The organism is Acinetobacter sp. UBA991 (genome assembly GCF_002292065.1).
Lineage (GTDB): Bacteria > Pseudomonadota > Gammaproteobacteria > Pseudomonadales > Moraxellaceae > Acinetobacter > Acinetobacter higginsii.
Genome location: NZ_DBBF01000021.1, coordinates 153,665 through 179,318, shown reverse-complemented (window position 1 = coordinate 179,318; position 25,654 = coordinate 153,665). Strand labels below are relative to the sequence as shown.

The 25,654-nt window shown below is 41.7% G+C and carries 22 protein-coding genes; 13 read left to right on the top strand and 9 right to left on the bottom strand.

The features are described from left to right. Positions 1-51 precede the first annotated feature (51 nt). The 4 genes from B2727_RS08600 (at position 52) to B2727_RS08585 (ending at position 4,168) form a co-directional block, all read left to right on the top strand. Positions 52-1,068: a class I SAM-dependent methyltransferase gene (locus B2727_RS08600; protein ID WP_033134601.1), complete on the top strand. Its 1,017-nt coding sequence runs from the start codon at positions 52-54 to the stop codon at positions 1,066-1,068. Between the two features lie 18 nt (positions 1,069-1,086). Next, positions 1,087-2,544, top strand: a complete 1,458-nt coding sequence (locus tag B2727_RS08595) for an amino acid permease (protein WP_005206090.1) — start codon at positions 1,087-1,089, stop codon at positions 2,542-2,544. A 255-nt stretch (positions 2,545-2,799) separates the two neighbouring features. After that, positions 2,800-4,005, top strand: a complete 1,206-nt coding sequence (locus tag B2727_RS08590) for an RtcB family protein (RefSeq protein WP_033134602.1) — start codon at positions 2,800-2,802, stop codon at positions 4,003-4,005. Between the two features lie 4 nt (positions 4,006-4,009). After that, positions 4,010-4,168 carry a hypothetical protein gene (locus tag B2727_RS08585; protein WP_005206101.1) on the top strand — a complete coding sequence of 53 codons (159 nt, stop codon included), beginning with the start codon at positions 4,010-4,012 and terminating at the stop codon, positions 4,166-4,168. Positions 4,169-4,299: 131 nt separating this feature from the next. On the opposite strand, the gene omp38 (B2727_RS08580) is transcribed toward B2727_RS08585, so the two are convergent. Next, positions 4,300-5,400 carry an outer membrane protein Omp38 gene (gene omp38, locus B2727_RS08580; RefSeq protein WP_171550177.1) on the bottom strand — a complete coding sequence of 367 codons (1,101 nt, stop codon included), beginning with the start codon at positions 5,398-5,400 and terminating at the stop codon, positions 4,300-4,302. Between the two features lie 457 nt (positions 5,401-5,857). Further along, on the bottom strand, positions 5,858-6,874 hold the full coding sequence (gene omp38 / locus B2727_RS08575; RefSeq protein ID WP_171550178.1) for an outer membrane protein Omp38: 1,017 nt from the start codon (positions 6,872-6,874) through the stop codon (positions 5,858-5,860). A 365-nt stretch (positions 6,875-7,239) separates the two neighbouring features. On the opposite strand from omp38 (B2727_RS08575), the gene B2727_RS08570 reads away from it, so the two are divergent. From B2727_RS08570 to B2727_RS08560, 3 genes are all read left to right on the top strand, one after another. After that, positions 7,240-7,755, top strand: coding sequence for a GspH/FimT family pseudopilin (locus B2727_RS08570; protein WP_033133888.1), 516 nt, complete (start codon positions 7,240-7,242; stop codon positions 7,753-7,755). A gap of 110 nt (positions 7,756-7,865) precedes the next feature. Then, entirely contained in the window at positions 7,866-9,041 is a 1,176-nt protein-coding gene (locus B2727_RS08565; RefSeq protein ID WP_004652386.1) for a thiolase family protein, read from the top strand. A gap of 134 nt (positions 9,042-9,175) precedes the next feature. After that, complete coding sequence (locus tag B2727_RS08560; protein ID WP_004652388.1) at positions 9,176-9,619, top strand: VOC family protein; 444 nt, start codon at positions 9,176-9,178, stop codon at positions 9,617-9,619. A 69-nt stretch (positions 9,620-9,688) separates the two neighbouring features. Here the strand turns inward: B2727_RS08560 and B2727_RS08555 are convergent, their stop codons facing one another. The 5 genes from B2727_RS08555 to B2727_RS08535 form a co-directional block, all read right to left on the bottom strand. Next, positions 9,689-10,174, bottom strand: a complete 486-nt coding sequence (locus B2727_RS08555) for a DUF934 domain-containing protein (RefSeq protein ID WP_004802870.1) — start codon at positions 10,172-10,174, stop codon at positions 9,689-9,691. Beyond that, a complete protein-coding gene (locus B2727_RS08550; RefSeq protein WP_033133886.1) occupies positions 10,167-11,810 on the bottom strand; it encodes a nitrite/sulfite reductase in 1,644 nt (547 codons plus the stop codon). Before B2727_RS08550 ends, B2727_RS08555 begins: the two co-directional genes overlap by 8 nt. 241 nt (positions 11,811-12,051) lie before the next feature. Continuing rightward, entirely contained in the window at positions 12,052-14,448 is a 2,397-nt protein-coding gene (locus B2727_RS08545; RefSeq protein WP_004652391.1) for a glucose/quinate/shikimate family membrane-bound PQQ-dependent dehydrogenase, read from the bottom strand. 144 nt (positions 14,449-14,592) lie between these two features. After that, on the bottom strand, positions 14,593-15,816 hold the full coding sequence (locus tag B2727_RS08540; protein WP_171248667.1) for a carbohydrate porin: 1,224 nt from the start codon (positions 15,814-15,816) through the stop codon (positions 14,593-14,595). 144 nt (positions 15,817-15,960) lie between these two features. Next, positions 15,961-17,079, bottom strand: coding sequence for a CaiB/BaiF CoA transferase family protein (locus B2727_RS08535; RefSeq protein ID WP_033133884.1), 1,119 nt, complete (start codon positions 17,077-17,079; stop codon positions 15,961-15,963). 213 nt (positions 17,080-17,292) lie between these two features. Between B2727_RS08535 and B2727_RS08530 the strand changes: the two genes are divergently transcribed. Both B2727_RS08530 and B2727_RS08525 read left to right on the top strand, forming a co-directional pair. Then, positions 17,293-18,306: an AraC family transcriptional regulator gene (locus B2727_RS08530; RefSeq protein WP_004652394.1), complete on the top strand. Its 1,014-nt coding sequence runs from the start codon at positions 17,293-17,295 to the stop codon at positions 18,304-18,306. Positions 18,307-18,402: 96 nt separating this feature from the next. Further along, positions 18,403-18,864 carry a GNAT family N-acetyltransferase gene (locus tag B2727_RS08525; RefSeq protein WP_033133883.1) on the top strand — a complete coding sequence of 154 codons (462 nt, stop codon included), beginning with the start codon at positions 18,403-18,405 and terminating at the stop codon, positions 18,862-18,864. A 21-nt stretch (positions 18,865-18,885) separates the two neighbouring features. Here B2727_RS08525 and B2727_RS08520 read toward each other — a convergent pair whose 3' ends face one another. Continuing rightward, positions 18,886-19,440: a shikimate kinase gene (locus tag B2727_RS08520; protein ID WP_033133882.1), complete on the bottom strand. Its 555-nt coding sequence runs from the start codon at positions 19,438-19,440 to the stop codon at positions 18,886-18,888. Between the two features lie 67 nt (positions 19,441-19,507). Then, positions 19,508-20,605 carry an agmatine deiminase family protein gene (locus B2727_RS08515; protein ID WP_033133881.1) on the bottom strand — a complete coding sequence of 366 codons (1,098 nt, stop codon included), beginning with the start codon at positions 20,603-20,605 and terminating at the stop codon, positions 19,508-19,510. Between the two features lie 226 nt (positions 20,606-20,831). Between B2727_RS08515 and B2727_RS08510 the strand changes: the two genes are divergently transcribed. The 4 genes from B2727_RS08510 (at position 20,832) to B2727_RS08495 (ending at position 25,494) form a co-directional block, all read left to right on the top strand. Beyond that, positions 20,832-22,037: an acetyl-CoA C-acetyltransferase gene (locus tag B2727_RS08510; protein ID WP_005322481.1), complete on the top strand. Its 1,206-nt coding sequence runs from the start codon at positions 20,832-20,834 to the stop codon at positions 22,035-22,037. Positions 22,038-22,047: 10 nt separating this feature from the next. Next, positions 22,048-24,183: a 3-hydroxyacyl-CoA dehydrogenase NAD-binding domain-containing protein gene (locus B2727_RS08505; protein ID WP_241345119.1), complete on the top strand. Its 2,136-nt coding sequence runs from the start codon at positions 22,048-22,050 to the stop codon at positions 24,181-24,183. A 165-nt stretch (positions 24,184-24,348) separates the two neighbouring features. Continuing rightward, complete coding sequence (locus tag B2727_RS08500; protein ID WP_033133879.1) at positions 24,349-24,573, top strand: hypothetical protein; 225 nt, start codon at positions 24,349-24,351, stop codon at positions 24,571-24,573. Positions 24,574-24,639: 66 nt separating this feature from the next. Further along, complete coding sequence (locus B2727_RS08495) at positions 24,640-25,494, top strand: patatin-like phospholipase family protein (protein ID WP_033133878.1); 855 nt, start codon at positions 24,640-24,642, stop codon at positions 25,492-25,494. The last annotated feature ends 160 nt before the right edge of the window (positions 25,495-25,654 follow it).

The window sequence follows — 25,654 nt, the reverse complement described above, 5'->3', positions numbered from 1 at the left end:
TGACAAGTGCCCAGTTTCACGACTGGGCTTTGTTTTTGATGAGAGATCAAAATGGATCCACGTAGTGAAGTTGTCATCAGACAGCAAGATTATTTAAGCGGGCAAGTTTTACTAATTAATGCCCCAAATGATCAACTCGCCAAAAATTTACCCAATAAAGTCCAAGCCTCAGTATGGACTTGGAATTATGCTGATCATCAAGGTTTTATCAGCTCTGGAATTCGCTCTCATTTTTCCGTGGAATTCCCACAAGCACAGTTTGATCAGGTTGTTATTTTCGTTCCAAAGTCTAAAGAACTCCTGAATTATATTCTGCACGTTGTGGTTAGCCATTTAAAACTTGATCAAAATATTTTTCTGGTTGGTGAAAAAAAAGGGGGCGTTGAGCGGGCAGCAAAACAATTATTGCAATATGGCAAAACACTAAAACTTGACAGTGCACGTCACTGCCAACTTTGGCAAATGAAGATCGAAAGAACAGAGCAGTTAAAACCACTTGAACACTGGTTAAAAACTTATACAGTTCAAATAGATCAAGAACAGTTAAATATCTGTGCCTTGCCTGGTGTATTTAGTCAAGATCATTTAGATGTCGGAACAGCCGTATTAGTCCCTTACCTTAGTCAAGTAAAATCAGGTAAGATTGCCGACTTTGGTTGTGGCGCTGGAATTATTAGTGCCTATTTGGCCAAACTAGATTCGAATCGGCAAATTTTTGCACTTGATGTTGATGCATTTGCATTACGGTCTACTGAACTGACCTTTCAACGAAATGGTCTCAATTTAACTCAGTTAAATCTGCAAGCTGTCACCGGTTTTGTAGATGCACCGAACGATTTAGATGCGATCGTCAGCAATCCGCCTTTTCATCAGGGAATTCATACCAATTACGATGCGAGTGAGGAACTTTGCCAACGTGCGAAAAGACATCTGAAAAATTCAGGTGAATTATGGATCGTAGCAAATCGTTTTCTAAACTACCCTCCTCTCATTGAACAAAGCTTTGGTGAATGTCTGGTGAAAGCCGATCAACAAGGATTCAAGGTGTTATATGCCTGTGCAAAATAAACATTTTAAGGAATTTTTATGAGCGATACATCTGCTCCTCAACACCTTCAGCGGAAGCTCGGGGCTCGACACCTGAACATGATTGCCATTGGTGGATCGATCGGCACAGGCTTATTCCTTGCTTCAGGTTCAACCATTGCCACTGCAGGTCCAGGTGGTGCGTTATTGGCCTATGCCCTCATCGGTATCATGATTTATTTCTTGATGACCAGCTTAGGTGAGTTAGCCACGCACAATCCAACGTCTGGTGCATTCTTTACCTATGGTAGCCGCTATGTCGAAGATGGCTTTGGTTTCGCCTTAGGTTGGAACTATTGGTATAACTGGGCGATTACGGTTGCCTTTGAACTGGTTGCAGTTCAGTTCATCATGAAGTTTTGGTTCCCTGATATTCCAGGTTTCTACTGGAGTGCCATTTTCCTTGCCATCATTTTTGGAATTAACGCCTTAACAGTCAAAGGGTTTGGTGAAAGTGAATTCTTATTCTCTTTGATCAAAGTGATTGCGATTATCGTGTTTATCATTATTGGTATCTGGATGATTTTTAAAATCATGATGACACCCAATGTATCGGTATTTCAGCACTGGACTTATAAAGAAGCACCTTTTGTCGGTGGTTTGCAAGCCTTAATCGGTGTAGCCATGATCGCTGGATTCTCCTTTCAGGGAACTGAAATGGTTGGCGTTGCCGCAGGTGAATCGAAAGATCCTAAAAAGACTATTCCATTGGCAATTAAACAAATCTTCTGGCGTATTTTACTGTTCTATATCCTTTGTATTTTCATCATCGGTACATTGGTCAGTTATGATGATCCACTGCTATTAAAAGCAGCGCAAAGTGAAGATATTGCCCTCTCCCCATTCACCTTATTGTATGAAAAAGCAGGCTTTGCCTTTGCAGCAAGTTTGATGAATGCGGTTATTCTGAGTGCGATCTTATCTGCTGGTAACTCGGGCATGTATTCTTCTACCCGTATGTTATTTGATATGGCAAAACAAGGTCGTGCACCTAAGTGGTTCTCAAGACTAGATGGCCGTGGCGTACCAATGAATGCACTCTATGCGACCACTGCGGTTGCTGCACTGTGCTTCCTGACCACCTTTATTGGCGAGAAACAGGTTTTTAACTGGTTACTCAACATGTCAGGGATGTGTGGTTTCATTGTCTGGCTAGGTATTGCGATTTCACACTACCGTTTCCGTAAAGGTTATATTGCTCAGGGTTATAAAGTTGAAGATCTGGCTTACCGTGCCAAATTCTTCCCATTTGCGCCTTGGTTTGCATTTATTCTTTGTTCAATCATCATCTTAGGTCAAAACTACCAAGCTTTACTTGGCGGAAAAATCGACTGGTTAGGTTTAATTTCAACCTATATTAGTATTCCATTATTCTTGGCGATTTGGCTGGGTTATAAGTGGAAACACAAGACCAAACTGATTGCATATAAAGATATGAATGTGAAAGAAGGCGAATAAAAAAACCGCTTTTTTACTTGACCCAATTGAAAATATGAGTAAAATCTCGCTCATATTTTCAACGGCACCACATGATAGGAGGACGACAACATGCCATTACCACAAGGAACCACACAATAAGGTTTGGCACTGTCGACTCACGGACAAGTGTACAAATCGATTGATCACTTGTCCGAATGCTCTATTTAACCTAGCATTCGCTAGGTTTTTTTATGCCTATTCGGACGAAAAATTAAAATATCCCGAGACAAGAAAATGGGCATACAAAAAATACTCAATGCCGATGCACAATATGGCGTTCCAGTGAAAATTTTCACGACCGATATTGATAGCGAAAGCATTGAACAACTCAAAAAGATGGCACAACTGCAATTTGTTTATTCACATATTGCCGTGATGCCTGATGTACATGTGGGTAAAGGCGCCACCGTAGGCAGCGTCATTCCAACCAAACACGCCATCATTCCTGCCGCTGTAGGTGTTGATATTGGTTGTGGAATGAACGCAATAAGGCTCAATCTAAAAGCTTCACAGCTTCCAGACAACCTTGCACCGCTACGTCATGCAATCGAACGCAAAGTCCCTGTAGGCTTTGAACTACATAAACAAGTGAAAGCAAAAGCTTCAAGTATCATCCCACTTGAAAAACGCTTACAACCCATCATTAAAAAACATCCCGGCTTAGTTCGAATGTTAAGAAAGTTTGATGCCACTTGGCAGAAACAACTGGGAACTTTAGGTGGTGGTAATCACTTTATCGAACTCTGCCTTGATGAAAATCAGGATGTCTGGGTGATTCTACATTCAGGCAGCCGTGGCTTAGGCAATGTGATTGGAACCTACTTCATCGAACTGGCAAAGAAAGAAGCTCAGCATCGATTTGGACATGTACCAGATAAAGATTTGAGTTATTTTGCGGAAGGTTCAAATAGCTTTAATGATTATGTGGAAGCCGTTGAGTGGGCACAAGAATATGCGTTTGAAAATCGACGTGAAATGATGCGTCTGATTTTAGAGGCAATTCGACCATTACTCCCCCCTTTTCAAATGACCAAAGAAGCGATTAATTGCCACCATAATTACGTCAGTCAAGAAACTCATTTTGGTGAGGATCTCTTAATCACACGTAAGGGGGCAATTCGAGCGGGCCAAGATGAATTAGGCATCATTCCAGGTTCAATGGGAGCTCGTTCTTATATCGTTAAAGGTAAAGCGAATCCTGAGTCCTTCTGTTCATGTTCACATGGTGCAGGACGAAAAATGAGCCGCAGCAAAGCCAAGCTGCTGTTTAGCCAAGATGACTTGATTCAGCAGACTCAAGGCATCGAATGTCGCAAAGACAGTGCGGTGATTGATGAAATTCCTGCTGCTTATAAAGATATTGATCAAGTCATGGCCAACCAATCTGACTTGATTGAAATTGTGCATACCCTTAAACAAATTTTATGTATCAAAGGATAATCAAATGAAACTCAAAGAAATGCCAAAAATTAAGGTCCGTAATCCTGTAGCGCTTTCACCTTTATTACACAAAGGTGGAGTTCATGAAACCGAGAAGCCTCGAGCACAACATCGTCGTGAAAGACAAAATACTAAGCAGCAGTTAAAAAAAGAGATATGGTAAATAATTGATAGTGATTGAAATACCTTAAACCCATTAAACAAAAAGGAGAATCCCAATGTTTTATTACTTAAATCCCTCATATAAAAAAAGCGACTCTGACGAGTCGCTTTTTTTCAGTTCATAAACTCAAATTACTGAGCTTGTTGACCTGGTTGTACTAAAACAGTACGGCTACCAGAAATCGCAGCGAATACGCGACGGTTCATAGCACGACCTTCTTTAGTTTTGTTGTCAGCAATCGGTTGATCCCAAGCGAAACCTTGAGTTGTCAAACGAGTTGCATTCACGTTGTATTCATTTACAAGTGCTGACTTAACAGAGTTAGCACGTGCTAAAGATAAACGTTCGTTCAACTTACGTGGACCAGTGTTATCTGTGTGACCTTCAATACGAGCAGTCGCATTCGGGAACTCAGCTAACTTCTCAGCAACTTTAGCGATTTCAGTTTTGTATTGTGGTTTGATAACAGATTTGTTCGTATCAAAGAAGACACGAAGTTCCATGTTAAGATCTTCAGTTAACTCTTGTGGTTGTGGAGCAACTGGAGTTGGTTCAACTGGAGCAACTTCTACCACTGGAGCAGCAGCAGGTTTCAAGTGACCACCAACAACAACTTGAAGTGCTGCCAAGGCTTGACCTTCCCACCACTTATTGTCGTAGTTATAAACTGCACGACCTTCTGTACGAAGTGTTAAAGCATCGTTTACTTGCCATAATACACCACCACCTAAGTTGCTGATTGTGTCATATGAACGACGATCCCAACCTGGGTTATCTACTGTAATTTTAGAATGACCAACACCTAATAAAGCATACGGCTTGATTTTACTGTCATAATTACCAGTAAACACATCAGCAGTAGCAATTGCATTCAAACTTAAAGTTTGTTGCTTAGCATCCCACGGCTGACCATTAAAGTTAGTTTTCTCATTACGAGCTGCGTCAGCTTTCGTTTGTTGATATTCAATCTCTGCTTGTAACCAAGGAGTTAACTCAACACCAATTGCAGCACCAACAAGTAAATCACTTTGTAACGCAACGCCATTTTTTAAGCTTCCAGCATCACCACGACCCTGCGGATCACGATCTTGCAAAGTATCACGCATCTTGTCCTGAGCATTCTCAGGATACCAGTGATAACCAAGCATTAATGGAGTGACTGTTACACCCGCATTCGCAGCAGCTAAAGGTGCAGCAACAAGCATAGCAAGTGCAATACGACTCATTTTCATGGAATATCCTCCAAAAAACAAAAAATTGTTTGTTCTCTAAACTCTAATAGTTTTTGAATACTGAGAAATAATCTTATTGTATCTTTTTCAGTCATTCACTTTATGTTGAATCATACAAATACCTGATCAATTTTCCAAGTATTTGACAACATTTAGTTAGCAGCCACTGAAAAAACCACTTATTTCTCTCCCAAAAATCTAGAAAATTCTATTTTAACAACATCTAATAAAGCTGTGAGAGCTTATCACTTTTTAATCAAAATTTTAACAAGGTATCAAAATCTTTTCAATAAAACTAAATAATTCCCACAATGTATCCAAAGTTAAGGCAAGATTATTCTAGTTTTGAATCCTTATGTTTTTGTTTTACATCAATGCTACAAAAACCTATATATCCATAAAAAAAAAGCGACTCTAACGAGTCGCTTTTTTAGTTCATAAACTCAAATTATTGAGCTTATTGACCAGGTTGTACAAGAACAGTACGGCTACCAGTGATCGCAGCGAATACGCGACGGTTCATAGCACGACCTTCTTTAGTTTTGTTGTCAGCAATCGGTTGATCCCAAGCGAAACCTTGAGTTGTCAAACGAGTTGCATTCACGTTGTATTCATTTACAAGTGCAGACTTAACAGAGTTAGCACGCGCTAAAGATAAACGTTCGTTCAACTTACGTGGACCAGTGTTATCTGTGTGACCTTCAATACGAGCAGTCGCATTCGGGTATTCAGCTAACTTCTCTGCAACTTTAGCAATTTCAGACTTGTATTGCGGCTTGATGTCAGACTTGTTCGTATCGAAGAATACGCGAAGTTCCATGTTAAGATCTTCAGTCAACTCTTGTGGTTGTGGAGCAACTGGAGTTGGAGCAACTGGAGTAACTTCTACTACTGCAGCTGCAGGTTTCAAGTGACCACCAAGAACTACGTTTAAGCCAGCAAGTGCTGTATATCTCCAATACTTCTCATCAAAGTCGTAAGTACCACGAGCTTCTGTACGAAGTGATAAAGCATCGTTTAAACGCCAGAAAGCACCTAAACCAGCATTACCAATAGTATCTTTCTTAACTGCATAGATACCATCAAAATCAGTTTTAGTTTGACCAGCACCTAATAATACGTACGGCTTAATTTTGCTGTCATAGTTTTTAGTGATTAGGTCAGAAGTTGCATAGAAATTACCAGCAACTGTCTGTTGTTTATATTCAGCATTAGCTACGCCAGTACCGTCAAGATCACCTTTCACTTGGTTATATTCAACTTCAAAACCTAACCAAGGTGTTAATTCAACGCCTAATGCAGCACCAACAAATAAATCATCCTGCAACTCAGCATGAGTTGTTAGGTTGTCATTATTATGCTTACTGTCTTGCCAGCTATAACCAACCAATAATGGAGTTACAGTTATGCCCGCATTCGCAGCAGCTAAAGGAGCAGCAACAAGCATAGCAAGTGCAATACGACTCAATTTCATGGATATCCTCCAGAGATAACAATTGTTTTGTGTAAGCTCAGCCTATGATTTTTCGTCCTGAGAACACAGGTGTTCTACAGTATTATTTTTTCAGCTATTCACTTCACTTTGAATCATACAAACACTTGATGAATTTTCCAAGTGCTTGATAACTTTAACCTCATAAATTATTGACAAAATTTCTTACAATTTCCGTTGTAGTTCAGTAAATTTTCAATTCCCATCGGGTATCTGATTGAATTATTGTTCAGAAACTTGTGCTTTAGTATATCTTAATTTTTTTTTTAGAAATACTCACTAGCAAAATTAAGTTTTCATTTAACACACTGTTAATAAAAAAATTAATAAAAATAGATAGGTAGAATATGTTTAAACCATTTGGCTTTACTTTGATTGAATTAGTCATCACCCTTGGAATTCTGACAATTTTGATTACTGTTGCAATCCCCCATTTTCGTGAAATGATGATCTCTGCTGAAGTAAACTACCTTAAAAGAATCCTCACAATTCATATACAAAAAGCAAAAACGGATGCACAACTTCATCATAAAAATGTGATGCTGTGCCCAAGTTCAAATTTTGAGAACTGTGACACAAATTGGAATAAAGGTTTTATCGGATTTATTGATATTAATCGAAACAACCAACGTGATCAGAATGAGACTCTCCTCTTTAGCGTCCCTTTGAACCATAAATATGGTTACCTCTACTTTAGGTCTTTTGGACGAAGCCCCAACGCTCTTGTTTTTCAAGCTGAGAACGGCCTTCCCTTTGCCTCCAATGGCAGCTTTGTCTACTGCTCTGAATCCCCTCAGCACCATACGAAGATTGTTTTAAGTCGGATGGGCAATATTCGCTTTGAAAAGTTATCAAGTTGCTAAAAACTCTTCAGTCTAGCCTAAAATGGGTAAAACACTTTATTCCGATCCTTTTTTTACTATACTGCTTAAGTTTGGAACATTTTTATAAATTATAAGTGTGGAGACACATCATGACTGATATCGTAATCGTTAATGGCGCTCGTACAGCAATGGGCGGCTTCCAAGGTGCATTATCTGGTGTTACAGCGCCAGAATTAGGTGCTGTTACCATTAAAGAAGCAATTGCCCGTTCTGGCCTGCAACCAACTGATGTAGAAGAAGTAATCATGGGTTGTGTTTTACCTGCAGGCTTAAAACAAGGCCCTGCGCGCCAAGCAATGCGTAAAGCGGGCTTACCAGACTCTACCGGTGCAGTGACCATTAACAAACTGTGTGGTTCTGGCATGAAAGCAGTGATGCAAGCAGCAGATATGATTAAAGCCGGGAGTGCAGAGATCGTGGTTGCAGGTGGTATGGAATCAATGACCAATGCACCATATGTATTACCGAAAGCACGCGCTGGCTACCGTATGGGTCATGGTGAAATTAAGGATCATATGTTCCTTGATGGCTTGGAAGATGCTGAAACTGGTCGTTTAATGGGTTCATTTGCCCAAGATATGGCAAATAAACGTAGCTATACCCGTGAACAGATGGATGACTTTGCCATCCGTTCATTGCAGCGTGCACAAAAGGCGATTACTGAAGGTTACTTCAAAGATGAAATCGTTCCGGTAACAGTTTCTACCCGTAAAGGTGATGTGGTTGTTGATCAAGACGAACAACCATTAAGTGCAAAAATCGATAAAATCCCATCATTAAAACCAGCATTTGCAAAAGATGGTACGATTACTGCTGCGAACGCAAGTTCAATTTCTGATGGTGCATCAGCATTGGTATTAACCTCAAGTGAAGTTGCGGCACAACGTGGTTTACAACCTTTGGCAAAAATTCTGGCAACTGCTTCTAACTCTCAACATCCTTCTGAATTTACCATTGCCCCTGTTGGTGCAATCGAAAAAGTATTGAAAAAGGCAGGCTGGGATGCGCAAGAAGTAGATCTATGGGAAATCAATGAAGCATTTGCCATGGTAACCATGTGCCCAATCGATGATTTCAAATTAGATGCTGAAAAAGTCAATATTAATGGTGGTGCTTGTGCTCTAGGTCACCCTGTTGGTTCTACTGGTTCTCGTATCATCCTGACATTGATTCACGCGCTTAAACGCACTGGTGGTAAGAAAGGTGTTGCAGCCTTGTGTATCGGTGGTGGTGAAGCGACAGCTGTTGCGATTGAATTGATCTAAATATTTTTCAATCTGTTCAAAAGAATCCTGCTTGATGCAGGATTTTTTATTTTTAGGATTACAAAAAATAATGCACCTATAGTCAAAATATCGATAAGTTATGCTGTGTATAAAAAAACAACAAGGAGTCCCATATGCAACTCAATCATTATCTAAATTTTAAAGGACAAACAGAACAAGCATTCAATTTTTATAAATCTGTGTTTGGTGGTGAATTTGCCATGCTCAGCCGTTATGGCGATATGCCACCTACTGAAGGCGTCAGTCTTTCAGAAGCGGATAAGAACTTGGTTTTACATGTTTCCCTACCCATCAATGAATTTACCGTATTGATGGCTTCAGATGTTAATGATCAATTCTGCGCTCAAAATAGCGTATTTACCCAAGGTAACAACCACTATATTTCAATTAATCTTGATCCTGATGAACAAGACGAAGCGCAACGATTATTCAATGCCTTGTCTGCAAACGGCCAAATTGAGATGCCCTTAGAAAAAACCTTCTGGGGTGCGCTCTATGGCGCATTCACTGATCAGTTTGGGATTAAATGGATGATCAATTGTCAGTTAGATGAATAATCATTGTGAACTTAGCAATTAAAGCAAAAAAAAGCTGAACCAAGGTTCAGCTTTTTTCTTTCAATCGGCTTATGCGCCAGTTTGATAACTTGCTTGTGGCACTGCAGTCGATGCTTGATAGGGATTGGTAAAATCTTGAAGCCCCGCAGCAGCTTCATGAATATCCTTACCTTCTTTGACGACAAAGGTATCAAAACCAGAACGCTTTAAATAATTCAAAACATCCTTAAAGATATCACCGACTGCGCGTAACTCACCTTGATAACCTTGGCGGCGTAGTAACGCAGCGAATGAATAACCACGGCCATCATTAAAACCAGCAAATTCAATAAAAATGGCATCTAGCTCATTCAATGGAAATTGATGTGTTTCAGGTGAATCATTCACAGTAATGTAAAGCGCCTTTTTACCTTGTACATTTGCCAATTGATCCAACTGCGCAGTTGTTACAACCACGTCACCTTGTGGAAGTACACCATCTTCTGCAATGACTTGATAAGTATTGTCTGCAATTGTGCCATCTTTAAAGAGCACTTGTAGCGTTGTATTAAGCATAAGCACGCTCCTTAAATGGTTGAATACCAACACGGCGATAGGTATCAATAAAACGCTCACCTTCGGTACGTAAGTCAAGGTAAGTATTCAAGATTTCATCAATCACATCTGGCACGACTTCGGCTGCAAAAGAAGGACCTAAGATATCACCGAGAGATGCATCATGATCTGCATGACCACCTAAAGTGATTTGATAGAATTCCGCACCTTTCTTATCAACACCCAAAATACCGATGTTACCGACATGGTGATGACCACACGCATTCATACAACCCGAAATATTCAAATCAAGTTCACCAAGGTTGTAAATGGTGTCAAGATCATCAAAACGACGGCTGATTGCTTCTGAAATTGGAATCGATTTAGCATTGGCCAATGAACAGAAATCACCACCCGGGCAGCAGATAATATCAGTAATAAAGCCGATATGTGCACGAGCCATGTCGCTGTGTTCAAGCGTTTGCCACAATTCGAATAAATCTTTCTGCGGCACATCGACCAATGAAATGTTCTGTTCGTGCGTGGTACGGAACTCACCGAAAGTATATTTATCGGCCAAATCCGCAATTAAGTTCATTTCTTCACTCGTGACATCACCCGGTGCAATACCCGCACGTTTCAAAGAAATCGTCACGATGCGATAACCTTTCACTTTATGTGCATTGGTATTAACGTTAAACCACTGTTTGAATTTCGGATGTGCAGCGAATAAGTCTGTGAAGTCTTGATCTTCTAAATCTTGATAATCAAATGGTGTAAATTCTTCATCCAATTTTTTCAAGATTTCAGGTTGAATCTTCAATGCTTCACGCGTGTGCTCAAATTCAGCTTCCACTTTTTGTGCAAACACTTCTGGTGTCAAAGCTTTCACCAAAATTTTGATACGCGCTTTGTATTTATTATCACGACGACCATGTAAGTTATAGACACGTAGGGTCGCTTCTAAATAAGCAATTAAATCTTCGCGTGGTAAAAACTCACGGATCACACTACCAATAATCGGGGTACGGCCCAGACCACCACCGACCATGATTTTATAGCCCATCTCACCTGCATCATTACGAACCAGATAAACACCGATGTCGTGGAATGCTGTTGCAGCACGGTCTTTTTCTTCTAAAGCAGATACTGCAATTTTGAACTTACGTGGCAAGAAAGCAAATTCAGGGTGAAACGTACTCCACTGGCGAATCAGCTCACAGGTTGGGCGTGGGTCAGCAATCTCACCTGCAACCACCCCTGCAAACTGGTCAGTGGTGGTATTACGGATACAGTTACCTGAAGTTTGTACGGCGTGCATTTGTACCGTTGCTAGCTCAGCTAGAATGTCAGGTACATTTTCCAATGCAGGCCAGTTCAACTGAATATTTTGACGAGTTGAAACATGCGCATAACCGCGATCGTACTCTGTCGCAATTTCAGCAATTTTTCTGAGTTGTTTAGTATTCATCAAGCCATACGGCACAGCGATACGGAGCATAGGTGCATAACGTTGCACGTACAGACCATTTTGCAAACGTAATGGACGATATTCGTCTTCTGTTAATTTTCCAGCTAAATAGCGTTCTGTTTGATCGCGAAACTGAGCAACACGTTGGTTAATCAGTTGTTGATCGAAATCCGTATATAAATACATGGCGTATGGCTAGTCATTCATTATAAAGGCGACTAGCATAGCGAGCTTTTATTCATCAACAAAATGCTTTTTTTGCATATTTAATAACGGTTTTATTGATAAGCCTATCTAATTGCCACAAAAAGAAAAAGTCCAGATAAATCTGGACTTTTAATCTCCCCTCACCCTGAGCCACGATTATAGTGGCGCAAGGATTAAATTAGGGGACTCCTCCCTTTCATAAAGGGAGGTTGGGAGGGATTTAAGGCAATGCATAAGCGACCAAATAATCACCCATTTTAGTGCCGAATGAACCATGTCCACCGGCCATAATCACCACATATTGTTTACCATTGGCTTCATACGTCATTGGTGTTGCTTGTCCACCCGCAGGTAAACGTGCTTCCCACAACTTATCACCATTTGAAACATTGAATGCACGGATATAATTATCTTGGGTTGCACCAACGAACATCACATTACCCGCAGTCGAAATCGAACCGCCTAAACCTGGTACACCAATTTTCACTGGTGGTAACTGGAATAATGTTGGCAAGCTGTCACGAATGGTACCGATACGTTTTTTCCATACCACTTCATGAGTTTTCAAGTCCACACCTGCAACAAAGCCCCAACCTGGTTGTTTACATGGTAAACCCAATGGAGATAGGAACGGGCTGATATCAACACCATATGGCGTACCATACATCGGTTGCATGCCCTGCTCAGTACCAGCACCACGCGCCACAGGTTGACGATTTGGATCGGCTGGAATTAATCGACTCACGAATGGCAAGCCAATCGGGTTCATGACTGCGACCTGACGATCAGCATTCACTGACATACCGCCCCATTCAAACACACCTAAGTTTCCAGGGAATACCAAGGTTCCATTTTCAGAAGGTGGCGTATAGATGCCATCGTAATTCAGACGTTTAAATTTCACACGACACATCAACTGATCAAACATAGTGGCACCCCACATGTCTTTATCCGTCAATTTATCTTTCGGCGCTAAATCAAAGTCAGAGAATGGTTGAGTTTTTGAGTAGAACTCACCTTTGGTTTGTGGGCCCCATTTCACAGTTTGTGGAACAGGTTTCTCGGTAATTGGTACAATTGGCTGACCATTACGTCGGTCTAAAACAAAGGCATTGCCTGTTTTAGTCAATACATAAATCGCAGGAACCGTTTGACCTGATTTATCTTGAATATCAGCCAATGACGGTTGTGATGGTACATCCATATCCCACAAATCGTGATGTGTGGTTTGGAAGTGCCATACCAGTTTACCTGTAGTTGCATTGATCGCTAGCATTGAGTTCGCATAACGCTCTTTCAACTCAGTACGGTCTCCACCCCAGATATCTGGTGTACCCACACCTGTTGGGACATAGACGATATCTAGTTTTGAATCATAGGCAAGTGGCGCCCATGCATTTGGTGAATTATGAACAAACTGAGTGTCTTGACCTGGCATTGCATTTGGATCAGCTGCGCCTGTATCAAACACCCATAATAATTTACCTGTGTTCACGTCATAACCACGAATCACACCTGATGGCTCTTTATTCGAATGGTTATCTGTTACAGAACCTGCAATCACTACAGTGGTACCAGAAACCACACCCGGAGATGTTGGGTTATAACCACCTGGATATGCATATGGCATGAATTCTTGTAAATTCACTTCACCATTTTGACCAAAGTCAGAACATGCTTTACCTGTATCTGCATTAACTGCAACTAAACGACCATCATTTACAGGAACAAAGACTTTACGCGGACACTCGGTTGAGGTCGACTTTTTCGCCTGTAAACTAGTTGCAAATTCAGTGGTATTAGCAGCATCGTAGTACATCACACCACGACAAGTTAAATGCTGGAAGGTTTTATCGGTTTTGAGCTTAGGATCAAAACGCCATTTTTCCTTACCCGTTGCAGGGTCAATCGAAATTAAATGTTGATGTGGTGTACACATAAACATGTTATTGCCGATCTTGATTGGTGTTACTTGGTTGGTGGTTTCACCCGAATCATTTTCAGTTCGGAAATCACCAGTACGTAATGTCCAAGCCACTTTGAGATCTTTGACGTTTTTATCGTTGATCTGTGTCAATGGAGAATAACGTTCACCGCCCTGACTACGACCATATGCAGGCCAATCTTCAGGGGCAATACCATCCACGGCTTTCGCTTGTGCTGGCTGTGGCGTTTGAATCACACCATTAATTTCTTGTGGATCATTAAAGATCGAGTACACCATCACCACAATTGCAATGGCTAAAGTCGATGACAATGCCACTTTGCTTGAAGTGAGGTTATCAATCCCACGCGTCACAGCTGGAATGAGTAACCACAAACCTAAGATGCCAAGGATATCAAGACGTGGTGCCAGTGCCCAGAAGTCAGTCCCAACTTCCCAGACACCCCAAACCACACTACCTAACATCAATGCCGCATAAACCCACAATGGACCTGAGGCACGTTTATAGAGTTGTACTGCTACAATGAGCAGCAGCACGCCTGCAATCACATAATAAAAAGACCCGCCAATTGCTGCGAGCCAGATACCGCCAACGAGCAAGAACAATGCAATGAGGGCGATAATCACCACCGTCAAAGTTCTAAGCCCAGATTTTGAAGCAGATTGATTCATAAGATCACCTTGCATCTTTTATATTTTAGATCCATAAAAAGCAAATAAAGTCTCTTTTTATGGTCGAGTTCAAATCACAGCAAGAACTTTGCAGATATCGCCTATTTTATAAACTATATCTGCAAAATTGCTCGAGTATCAAAATTAGAAAATGGTTTGGAACTTAATACCGCCCACCCAGGTCTTATCCCCATCCTTCAATGCACCGACATGGTGAACATATTGAATATTTGGACGGATAGTGAGCCAGTTGGTGGCATGAATGCCGTAATACAGCTCAGTGTTATATTCTTCATCCAATAGACTATTGTTTTTGTCATTGGCGTGAATACGGGCAATACCTAAAGCAATTTCATCTTGAGGACGTTGATCCAATAAACCTTTATAGACCAATCCAACATTTTGCATGTCTTTAATGGCATTGGTTTTAGAATCATGCACTGTGACATTGACAAAGCCAGTTAAACCACGATCTGACTGACCATCATGACGAGTCAACTGTTGTTTCGCAGTAAACCAACCGCCTTGTTTATGTCCAGTCTTGGCAGGATTCTCGATTTCTGCGGCATCCGCTGTACTGTAGTAATAACCAAAACGGTATTCACCTGGCAAAGCAAGTGCACCCAGTTTAGGATTCCAGACCACTTCTGCTGGAATAATCGCACCACGAGAGCCATCTGTACTTAGGTTAAAACCTTTGCCGCGCTGTAAGTTCTCAGGGTTATATTCATACGCCCCGATTTGTGCATAAAGATCTGGCTGTAGGTTATATTTGACACGCAATGCCCATTGGCTCACAGGCCAGTTGTACCATTGGTCACCAACCCAGTTACCCACCTGAGAACCACATAGCGATAAGTTCTGGAAATCACAGTTAAAACTGTTGAAATCTTCACCTTCACCAAAACGACCCACTTTAATATCTAAAGCTTGATCTAAAAATTTCTTTTTGATCCAAAGGTCGGTTAAACGCCACGTTTGACCACGCCCCCAAACTTCTTGTACAGAACTTTGGTGACCTTGTAAGCCATCTGCGGTTTGTGACAAAGACTGACCATCACGGTATGTCACCGTGATCTGCGCCTCAGTATCTTGCCAACCTAAAATTTTATTTAGGTCGAAGTTTGTGCCCAACGCCAATTGTCCAGTGAATTCACTGCCGTGGCTTGAGTATTGTTTAGAATCTAAAACCCCTGCAAATTCACCTGTGTAATCAGCAGAAAATTTGTAACCCTGTTCTTGCAACGCAGTGCGTTGACCGTTCCAATCACCAAACAGCCATTGACCATTTGGGTCAAATGCGGAAGATGCTGCTTGAGTATGTTGTGTGAAAAGACTCAATGATAGAACGGATAAACAAGAAACAATCAAAGACTTAGAGATTGTCATGTTTACGTAACCTTTTATGTTATTGTGTATAAAAGGTTACTCTCATTTTTAAATTACAACTTATTCAAAATGTTAACAATCTGTACAATATTTTAACAATCAGTGATTAGTCGCACATATTTTCTACCATTTACCCTCACCCAAACCCTGACCGATAAAGGCATACTTCATTTGCGAACGGGAAAACTTGATCGGACAGGCCAACTGTGGCTCAGTTTGTGATGCATTTTCCGATACTGGCACATCAACCACCCAGCCTCTTTGTTGAGCCATTGGCGAGACCAAAGCTTCATCCAGACTGAGTACAGGTTCAACACAAATATCTAAGCTTTGGAACAGATGCTGCCATTCTGCAAAGTCTTGTGTTTTAAACTTTTCCCGCAAGGCTTGCTTTACCGCTTGACGATCTTCTGGGTCAAACGATGTTCCTTTTGCAAGGAGTACAGATAATTCTAACGCTGCAGCCAAGCCTGTCATAAATTGTGGCTCTAAACTTCCCACTGAAAAATAGCGACCATCTTTGGTTTGATAATAATCATAGAAGCTTGCACCATTCAGCATTCCCGCCTCGGGTGCTTGTGGAGTTTGCCCTGCCAGACTTGCAGAAGCAGCCATACTATTCAGACTCGCCACACAATCGGTCATCGAAATATCAAGATATTGACCCAGACCACTGCGTTGACGCTCGACCACAGCAGCAAGAATACCAATCACTGCGTGCAAGGAACCACCTGCCACATCTGCAATTTGGATTCCCAAGGGTGGCGGTCCACCATCTTGACGACCACTATGCCCAGACACGCCTGCCAACGCTAAATAGTTAATGTCGTGTCCTGCACGATCTTTATAAGCCCCTGTTTGACCATAACCAGTAATCGAACAATAGATGAGGCGTGGATTAATCTCCGCTAAAGTCTCATAGTCCAAGCCCAAACGGCGCATCACATCTGGACGGAACTGTTCTAGCACAATATCGAACTCAGAGATTTTATTTTTGATCAGTTCAATATTGGCTGCATCTTTGAGATCAAGGGCAATCGACTGTTTATTCCGATTCAGATAACTGTGCGCAGTGGCCTGACCATTGGCATAGGGTGGCATAATCCGTACAAGGTCTGGACGAGTCGGTGATTCCACATGGATAACTTCTGCACCCATGTCGGCAAGGTACATACTGGCAAATGGCCCTGGTAATAAAGTCGAAAAATCGAGGACTTTCAATCCCTTTAGTGCAGATGGCATAATAATTTTTACTCAATTTGTTCAAATTTTCTTTTATACTAGGTGTGGATAAACACAAAAACAATGTCATGTTCAGCCATTTACCTTGATAGTTTCGGCAATTTAACATGTATACAGGGCGCAATTATTTTTCTTGTCAATTGCCCAATTTGATATTTTAGACGGTTATTTAGGTCAATTATCGTGAATAGTAAAGAAACTGAAGGATTCAATATGAGCCGTGATACGATCAGCATCCACTTCGTGAATGCGGCTTTAACAGGTGTTAAACGCCTAGGCATGGACGTTGAAACGTTACTTTCACATGTCGGCATAGAGGCTGAACTGCTTCGCCAACCGAAGGCTCGAATCTCTCCTGAGCAGTACACCCGTTTTGTAAAAATGTTATGGATGGTTACCCAAGACGAACACGTTGGTTTCGATGTACAACCACGTCGCTTGGGTACATTTGCGATCATGTGCCAATTGATCATCCACTCCAAGACCCTTGGACAAGCACTTGAACTCTCCTCTCAATTCTACAAACTGTTTGGAGATGAGTGGTCAGTTAGTTTGGAACGTGACAAACATGAAGCACGTTTAGTGCCGCATATTCCTAAAGCTTTAGACCCTGATCATTTCATTACTGAAAGCATGCTGATGATCTGGCACGGTCTAGCATCATGGTTAATTGAGCGTCGCCTACCTTTAGAGCGTGTGCATTTTGGTTATGAGCGTCCTAACCATGCTGATGAATACGATGCATTGTTCTTTGCACCTGTGATGCAATTCGATGCACCACGTACCGAAATTACCTTTGCAGCAGATTATCTTGATCTCCCAATCCGTCAAGATGAAAAGACTTTAGAAGAATTCTTGAAAGCAGCACCTGCCCAACTGTTAGTGAAATTCAAAAATACCAATTCGTTGACTTCACGTATTCGTGATGTATTAAAGAGCCAGATTGGCGAAGAAATGCCAACGCTCAACGATGTCGCGGCAATGTTGTATTTATCACCGCAAACCTTACGTCGTCGTTTAGCTGCGGAAGGCAAAAGCTATCAAGGGGTCAAAGATGCCTTGCGTCGTGATGCTGCGATCCATTTATTGTTGACGCCAAATCTCACCCTTGAAGATGTAGCACAGCAAGTCGGCTTTAGTGAAACCAGTACTTTCCACCGTGCCTTTAAGAAATGGACAGGAGTAACACCGGGTTTATATCGTCAGTTGCATGGCCATCACAACTAATATCACAACAAAGCAATGTTCAACTTTATACAGTTGAACATTGCTTTTTAAATATGTTAATAATCAAGCAGACCTCTACAATTTGCTTGAATAACAATGATCATTAAAAAAGCTGACTTTTCTCACCCACAAGTTCAAAATTTGATTCATATCCATTTGCATGGTCTGCATCAAAACACCCCACTTGAACATAGTTTTGCATTAGACCTCAGCAGTCTGCAAAAAGATTCCATTAGCGTCTATACCTTATGGAACGATGAGCAATTACTGGGCTGTGGCGCAATCCAAGAACTGACACCCGACCACGCAGAAATCAAATCTATGCGGACTCACCCTGCCCATTTACGTCAAGGGGTCGCAGCACAACTACTGGAATATTTGCTAGAACTTGCCCAGCAACGTCACTATCAAAAAGTCAGTTTAGAAACAGGAAAAGATAGTCACTTTGATGCAGCAATCAAACTTTATAAGAAGTTTGGTTTTGTTGAAGGTGCAGCTTTCGCAGAATATACCGAATCACCCTATAACCAATTCTTTCATTTAGATTTGTCTGATTAAGCAGTCTGCATAAGCTCCTTTCTACAAGTTAAATAAATGAGTATCCATCTCGTTTAAAAATACTGCTGTCTGTTTTGGCGAAGTCAAACGAATAAACCGAATATGCTGATATCGAGCATCATTCATCATCGCCAAATACTTTTTACGATTTTGAGCATGATGGGTAATCATCCATAAAATAATAGAGTCCTTAGACAGAAAACTGGTCTTGAAACTTTCTCGATTATTGGAATTTCCCCATAATCTTTTTTGTGTCACCGCTCGACTAATTGCTCGTTTAACTGAGCGGTACAGATTTAACGAAAATGAATAATCCAGCCAAATAATCGTATCAATATATTTAAGCTTTAAATCCAGTGTTCGAGAATAATTACCATCAAGTATCCATCCTCTGGGTGCCTGATCAATTTGACTTTGTAATTTAGCAAAAAACTCATGATCAGGTGTTTCTTGCCAATCATCCAACCAAAATAAATCATCCATTTCAATGTAAGACAATCCTAGCTTTTGAGCAAGTTGACGAGCAAAAGTGGTTTTTCCAGCAGCAGATGTGCCGACGACATTGATAAACTTCATGGCTTCTCGACGTTATTCATAAGCACTCAATGTTTCTTTTCTTCCTATTTAAATAATGACACATCTGTCACTTATCTCTTGCCGCTTGAATAAGTTTCGCAGCATTGTCCCCAGTCACCTGCCAAGTGAGGCAACGCACGCTGCCACCCATTGGACAAACACTTTCAGCATTCACAGGAATAACTTTCTTAGAGGTATTCTGCTTGATGATCGTGAGTGCTTTTTGATCATGCGGCATATTAAAGGTCGGCACATAAATATTATTATGTGTGACCGTGGCATTCAAATTCACACCACATGCAGACTCAAAACCTTCCCATTGCCCTTTGGGATTGGTCTTATATTCAACAGGCACTTCCACAATTTTTGCAGTTGGAAATGACGCTTTTAACTCATCCATTACGGTTGTTCTAAATGATGGTGTTTTTGAATAGTCATTCACAAGCAAGGTATTTTTATCCACCCAACTGACCATGCCATCTGAATGTGCCAGCACTTCTTCATCTGGTTCTAAGATGGCAACTTCGGTTGCACCCAACGTAGCCTTTAACTCTTGTTTGGCCTCGTTATAGCTAAGCTCATTATCTTCCATAAAACGTGTAGTGGTAATGACACGACCCGCATAATCATCAACAAGGTTCCCCCCATCAATCATCAAATCAGTTTTAGCTCTTTGAATTTGATAACGATCCGCAAACTGACTAAAACTTTTTTGCACATCTTTACTTTGTTTCTTGGTCATCGAGGCCCAAGTATAGGTAAATTGCACAGGCTGCATTGGATTAACCGTAGTAAAGTCGCGCATCCAGATATCACGGACATCATCTACCAGTAAAATATCTTCAGGCACTTTGCCCGTGAAATACGGCTTGGTATCCTCATCTACTAAAATCACGACATTATCATTACCCAAAATCGATTTTGCATAATCAATCTGGAAATCTACAATTCGTTGAAAAGCGGATTTGTAATAAGGATCATGTACAGAAGGCGCAGACAACACCAATAGCATTTTGTCATCAGCAGCTTGATTTGAATAAGTTTGGCTCACCTTGTTTTTATCCTCGATTGTTTTGTTATTTTCAATATTCCGTTCAGATGAATCACATCCAAAAAGTGACAAGATCAATGCCATGGCAGCATAGTGACGCTTTAGTTTTATCATGTGCTTTCGCCCATCTTTTCTATCAATCATTTCCAAATGCTAGTCTAATCGAAGATGTCACAAGACATGCAGAAAAATACCAAATTTAACGCTTGGCTTGATTACTCACGCAACCTATCAAATTGGCGAAAAGCATCAAACTTGCCAATGTTTATCATCATTGCACTGACACTTAAATTGAGTACACTCGATAAACAACAATTTTAAGGTGATACAAGGAAAACCTATGAGCGAGGCCTACATTATTGATGCCATTCGCACACCACGCGGAAAAGGGAAAAAAGATGGCTCACTGCATGAAGTCAAACCGATTACTTTACTCACATCATTACTGAATGAATTACAACAACGCCATCAACTTGACACCTCAAAAGTCGATGACATTGTCTTAGGTTGTGTCACACCAATTGCAGACCAAGGCGGTGATATTGCTAAAACTGCGGCTATTGCAGCAGGCTGGAATGATGATGTTGCTGGTGTGCAAATCAACCGTTTCTGTGCATCTGGTTTGGAAGCAGTCAATTTGGCAGCACAAAAAGTCCGCTCTGGTTGGGAAGATATCGTCGTCGCAGGCGGTGTGGAATCCATGTCACGTATCCCGATGGGCTCTGATGGCGGCCCATGGGCACTTGATCCTGAAACCAACTTAAAATCTTCTTTTGTACCACAAGGCGTTGGCGCGGACTTGATCGCAACCTTAGATGGCTATAGCCGAGAAGATGTCGATGCCTTTGCAGTCGGCTCACAACAAAAAGCAGCGGCTGCACAGGCCAAAGGTTATTTCGATAAATCCGTCGTTCCTGTTAAAGATCATTCAGGTGTGCTGATCTTAGAAAAAGATGAATTTATTCGGGGTGCGACCACGGTTGAAGGCTTGGCAAAACTGAATGCCAGTTTTGAAATGATGGGACAAATGGGCTTCGATGCGGTTGCGCTACAGAAGTATCCTGAAGCACAAAAAATTAACCATGTGCATCATGCGGGTAACTCATCAGGCATCGTTGATGGTGCTGCGGTGGTGTTATTGGCTTCTGAAAAAGCCGTCAAAGAACAAGGCTTAAAACCACGCGCCAAAGTACTTGCAACGGCATTGGTGGGTACAGATCCAACCATTATGCTGACAGGCCCTGCCCCTGCTGCACGTAAAGCCTTAGCCAAAGCAGGCTTAACGATTGATGATATTGACCTATTTGAAGTCAATGAAGCGTTTGCTGCCGTGGTGATGCGTTTTATCAATGAACTCAAGGTTCCTGCCGAGAAAGTCAATGTGAATGGCGGTGCAATTGCGATGGGTCATCCGTTGGGTGCAACAGGTGCCATGATTTTAGGGACTTTGTTAGACGAGTTAGAGCGTCAAGGTAAAAAACGTGGCCTAGCCACATTATGTGTTGGTGGTGGAATGGGGATCGCCACCATTATTGAGTTGGTGTAAGGAGCACAACATGAGCGCTATTAAATACGAAAAAAACGCTGACAATATTGTAATTCTTACCCTTGATTCATCTGGTCAGTCTGCCAATACCATGAATGCAGAATTCCGTGATTCACTCAATGACGTCAGCCAAAAGCTTAAAACAGAAACGGATCTAAAAGGCATTATTTTCCGTTCTGCCAAGAAAACTTTCTTTGCCGGTGGTGACTTGGATGAGCTGATTCAAGTACAACCTGAACATGCCACTGAATTTTTCAAAATGATTGAGGAACTCAAGGATGACTTACGTGCGATTGAAACTTTAGGTGTACCTGTTGTCGCTGCCTTAAATGGTACGGCGCTCGGTGGCGGTTGGGAAATTGCTTTAGGCTGTCATTACCGTATTGCCATCAATGATCCAAAAACCAAATTTGGTTTGCCTGAGGTGACCTTAGGCTTGCTGCCAGGCGGTGGTGGTATCGTGCGGATGGTACGTTTACTTGGCTTACAAAATGCGTTTCCATTCCTGATGGAAGGTAAGCAGTTTGGCGTGGATAAAGCGAAGTCGCTCGGTTTGGTACATGACACTGCTGAGAACGAACAAGAACTGTTAGACAAAGCCATTGCTTGGGTCAAAGCCAATCCAAAGTCACAGCAACCTTTTGATGTTAAAGGCTACAAGATCCCAGGTGGCGATCCGAAAACGCCTGCGGTGGCACAAGTGCTTGCGATTGCCCCTGCGATGCTACGTGATAAAACCAAAGGCTGTTACCCTGCATCTGAAGCGATCATGGCGGCAGCAGTAGAAGGTGCACAGGTTGATGTTGATACCGCTTTGCGTATCGAATCACGTTACTTTACGCAACTCACGGTCGGTCAGATTTCTAAAAATATGATCGGTACTTTCTGGCATGGTCTCAATGCAATCAAGTCTGGCGCAAGTCGCCCTGCGGATGTTGCAAAATGGCAAGCGACTAAAGTGGGTGTGTTAGGTGCGGGCATGATGGGTGCGGGTATCGCGTATTCGACGGCAATCAAAGGCATCCCTGTGATCCTGAAAGATGTCTCTGTTGAAAACGCAGAAAAAGGCAAAGCTTATTCACAAAAACTTTTGGATAAACGTGTTTCACAAGGTCGCATGACCGCAGAAAAGCGTGACCAAGTTTTAGCACTGATTACTGCAACGGCAAATGCGGCGGACTTGCAAGGCTGTGACCTGATCATCGAAGCAGTATTTGAGAACCAAGAACTGAAAGCCAAAGTGACGCAAGAAGCTGAACAATATTTGGCTGAAGGTGGAATCTTTGCATCGAATACCTCTACCCTACCAATCACTGGTTTGGCGACGGCGAGTAAAGATGCTCAAAAGTTCATTGGACTACATTTCTTTAGTCCAGTCGATAAAATGCAATTGGTTGAAATTATCAAAGGTAAACAGACCTCTGCTGATACATTGGCGAAGGCTTACGACTTTGTTCAGCAAATTGCCAAAACACCTATTGTCGTGAATGACAGCCGTGGCTTCTTCACCAGCCGCGTGTTTGGTACATTCATTCAAGAAGGGATGCGTCTACTTGCAGAAGGTGTGCATCCAGCGAAGATTGAAATGGCCGCTCTCAAAGCAGGTATGCCGGTTGGCCCACTCGCTATTCAGGATGAAGTCTCTCTAACCTTAACTGAACATGTTGCAGCAGAAACCCGTAAAGCCCTGCAAGCAGAAGGTAAAGATTTGCCCAAAACCCCAGTGGATGAGGTGGTGTACACCATGATTCATGAGCTAAACCGTAAAGGTAAGGCAGCAGGTGCAGGCTTCTATGACTATCCGGAAAATGGTAAAAAACATTTATGGGATGGTCTCAGCCGTTGGCAGAAAGACAACAGCATTTCTGAGCAAGACATGATTGACCGCTTCTTATTTGTGCAGGCACTAGATACCCTGCGCTGCTATGAAGAAGGTGTTTTAGAGTCTGTGATTGATGCCAATGTCGGTTCGATATTCGGAATTGGTTTTGCTCCATGGACAGGCGGTGCCATTCAATTCCTGAATCAAAATGGCATTCAAAAATCATTGCAACGCGCCGAGCAACTAGCGGCACAATATGGTGAGCGTTTTACGCCGCCAAAATTATTGAAAGAAAAAGCACAGCAAAATACTGTGATTCAATAATCTCGATTTAGCCAAGCCGATTAAGGCCCGTATGGAACTCCTTGTCTGTACGGGCTTTTTTATGCGCTCGACAAAATCACAGCAAAACATCTGAGTAATGCATCACAATTTATGCTATAACTTTCTCAATTCTGCTTTATTTTTTGCATCATTTGGAAATTTCTTATGTCTGAGAAACTCTGCCCAGAAACTTCGCCTTGGGGTTGGAAAGCATTAATTATCACCACAGTTCTCAGTGTACTGTTTATGGTGATTTTCTACTTGGCTATTAATAATGAACCAGATTATATGCCAATGAACCAGAAGAAAGCGGCAACTCCTGCTGAAATGTCACAATCATCAGTGACAACAGAAACAGGGGCAACGGAAGCACATCAACACAATCACTAAAGTGTTATTGCTGAATATGATAAATCCGTGTAAAACATGGATTTATCATGATATTCGAGATTTTCAATGCTTCAACAAAATCGTCAGGCACTGGTCGTTGAAGGCGGTGGAATGCGCGGTGCATTCACCAGCGGTGTCTTAGATGCATTTTTACAGCAACAATTTAATCCCTTTGATCTCTGCGTTGGTGTCTCTTCTGGTTCAACCAATGTCGCCAATTACCTTGCAGCACAACAAGGTCGCACCCTACAAATCTATTTAGATCATTCGCTCCGCACTGAATTTATCCAATATGGTCGCTTTTTCAAAGGTGGTGACTTGCTGGACTTAAAATGGATGTGGGATGTGGTAGAACAAGAGCATCCGCTCAATCAAGCTCATCTATTTGCCAATCATCCTGAATTTTATATGGTATTGACCCATGCCATTTCAGGTGAGGCCACTTATATCAAAGCTTCAAAAGACAATATCTTAGAAGGTTTAAGAGCATCGAGTTCAATTCCTGTCTTAACGCGTCAAGCCGTTGAAGTCTTTGGTGAACCTTATTTTGATGGCGGTGTTGCAGATGCCTTACCCGTGCATTGGGCAGCACAACAGCATGATGTTTCTAAGTTAATGGTACTCAGAACTCGTCCAAAAAATTATTATAAGGCCAGCAGTAAAGGTGATCAATTGCTTGCCAAATACCTGTTTAAACAGCAACGTGGTTTTTCACAAAGTTTATTAACGCGAACTCAACGTTATAACGATGCCGTCGAATTTACCCGCTCGGCCTCTGGTCAGAAAATTCTGGAAGTTTGCCCACCAGATTTAAAAAATATGGCAGGTCGACTTTCAAAGAATAAAGCCAAAATCCGTTATAGTTATGATGTAGGTATAGAAACAGGTTTAAAGGCAATTGAGGACTGGAATAGGCTTTAATCCTGATCCAATCAATTTCAATTCTACTTTGGATAGCGAAGCTTTTTTTAAATTCAACCATGGCAGCAGGCGCTTGGTAATATGCTTCGCTATCTAAAGTATGAGCTCATCTCTTATCCTCAATTCCATATTTCTACTTGGCAAATCAGCCCCAAAAGGC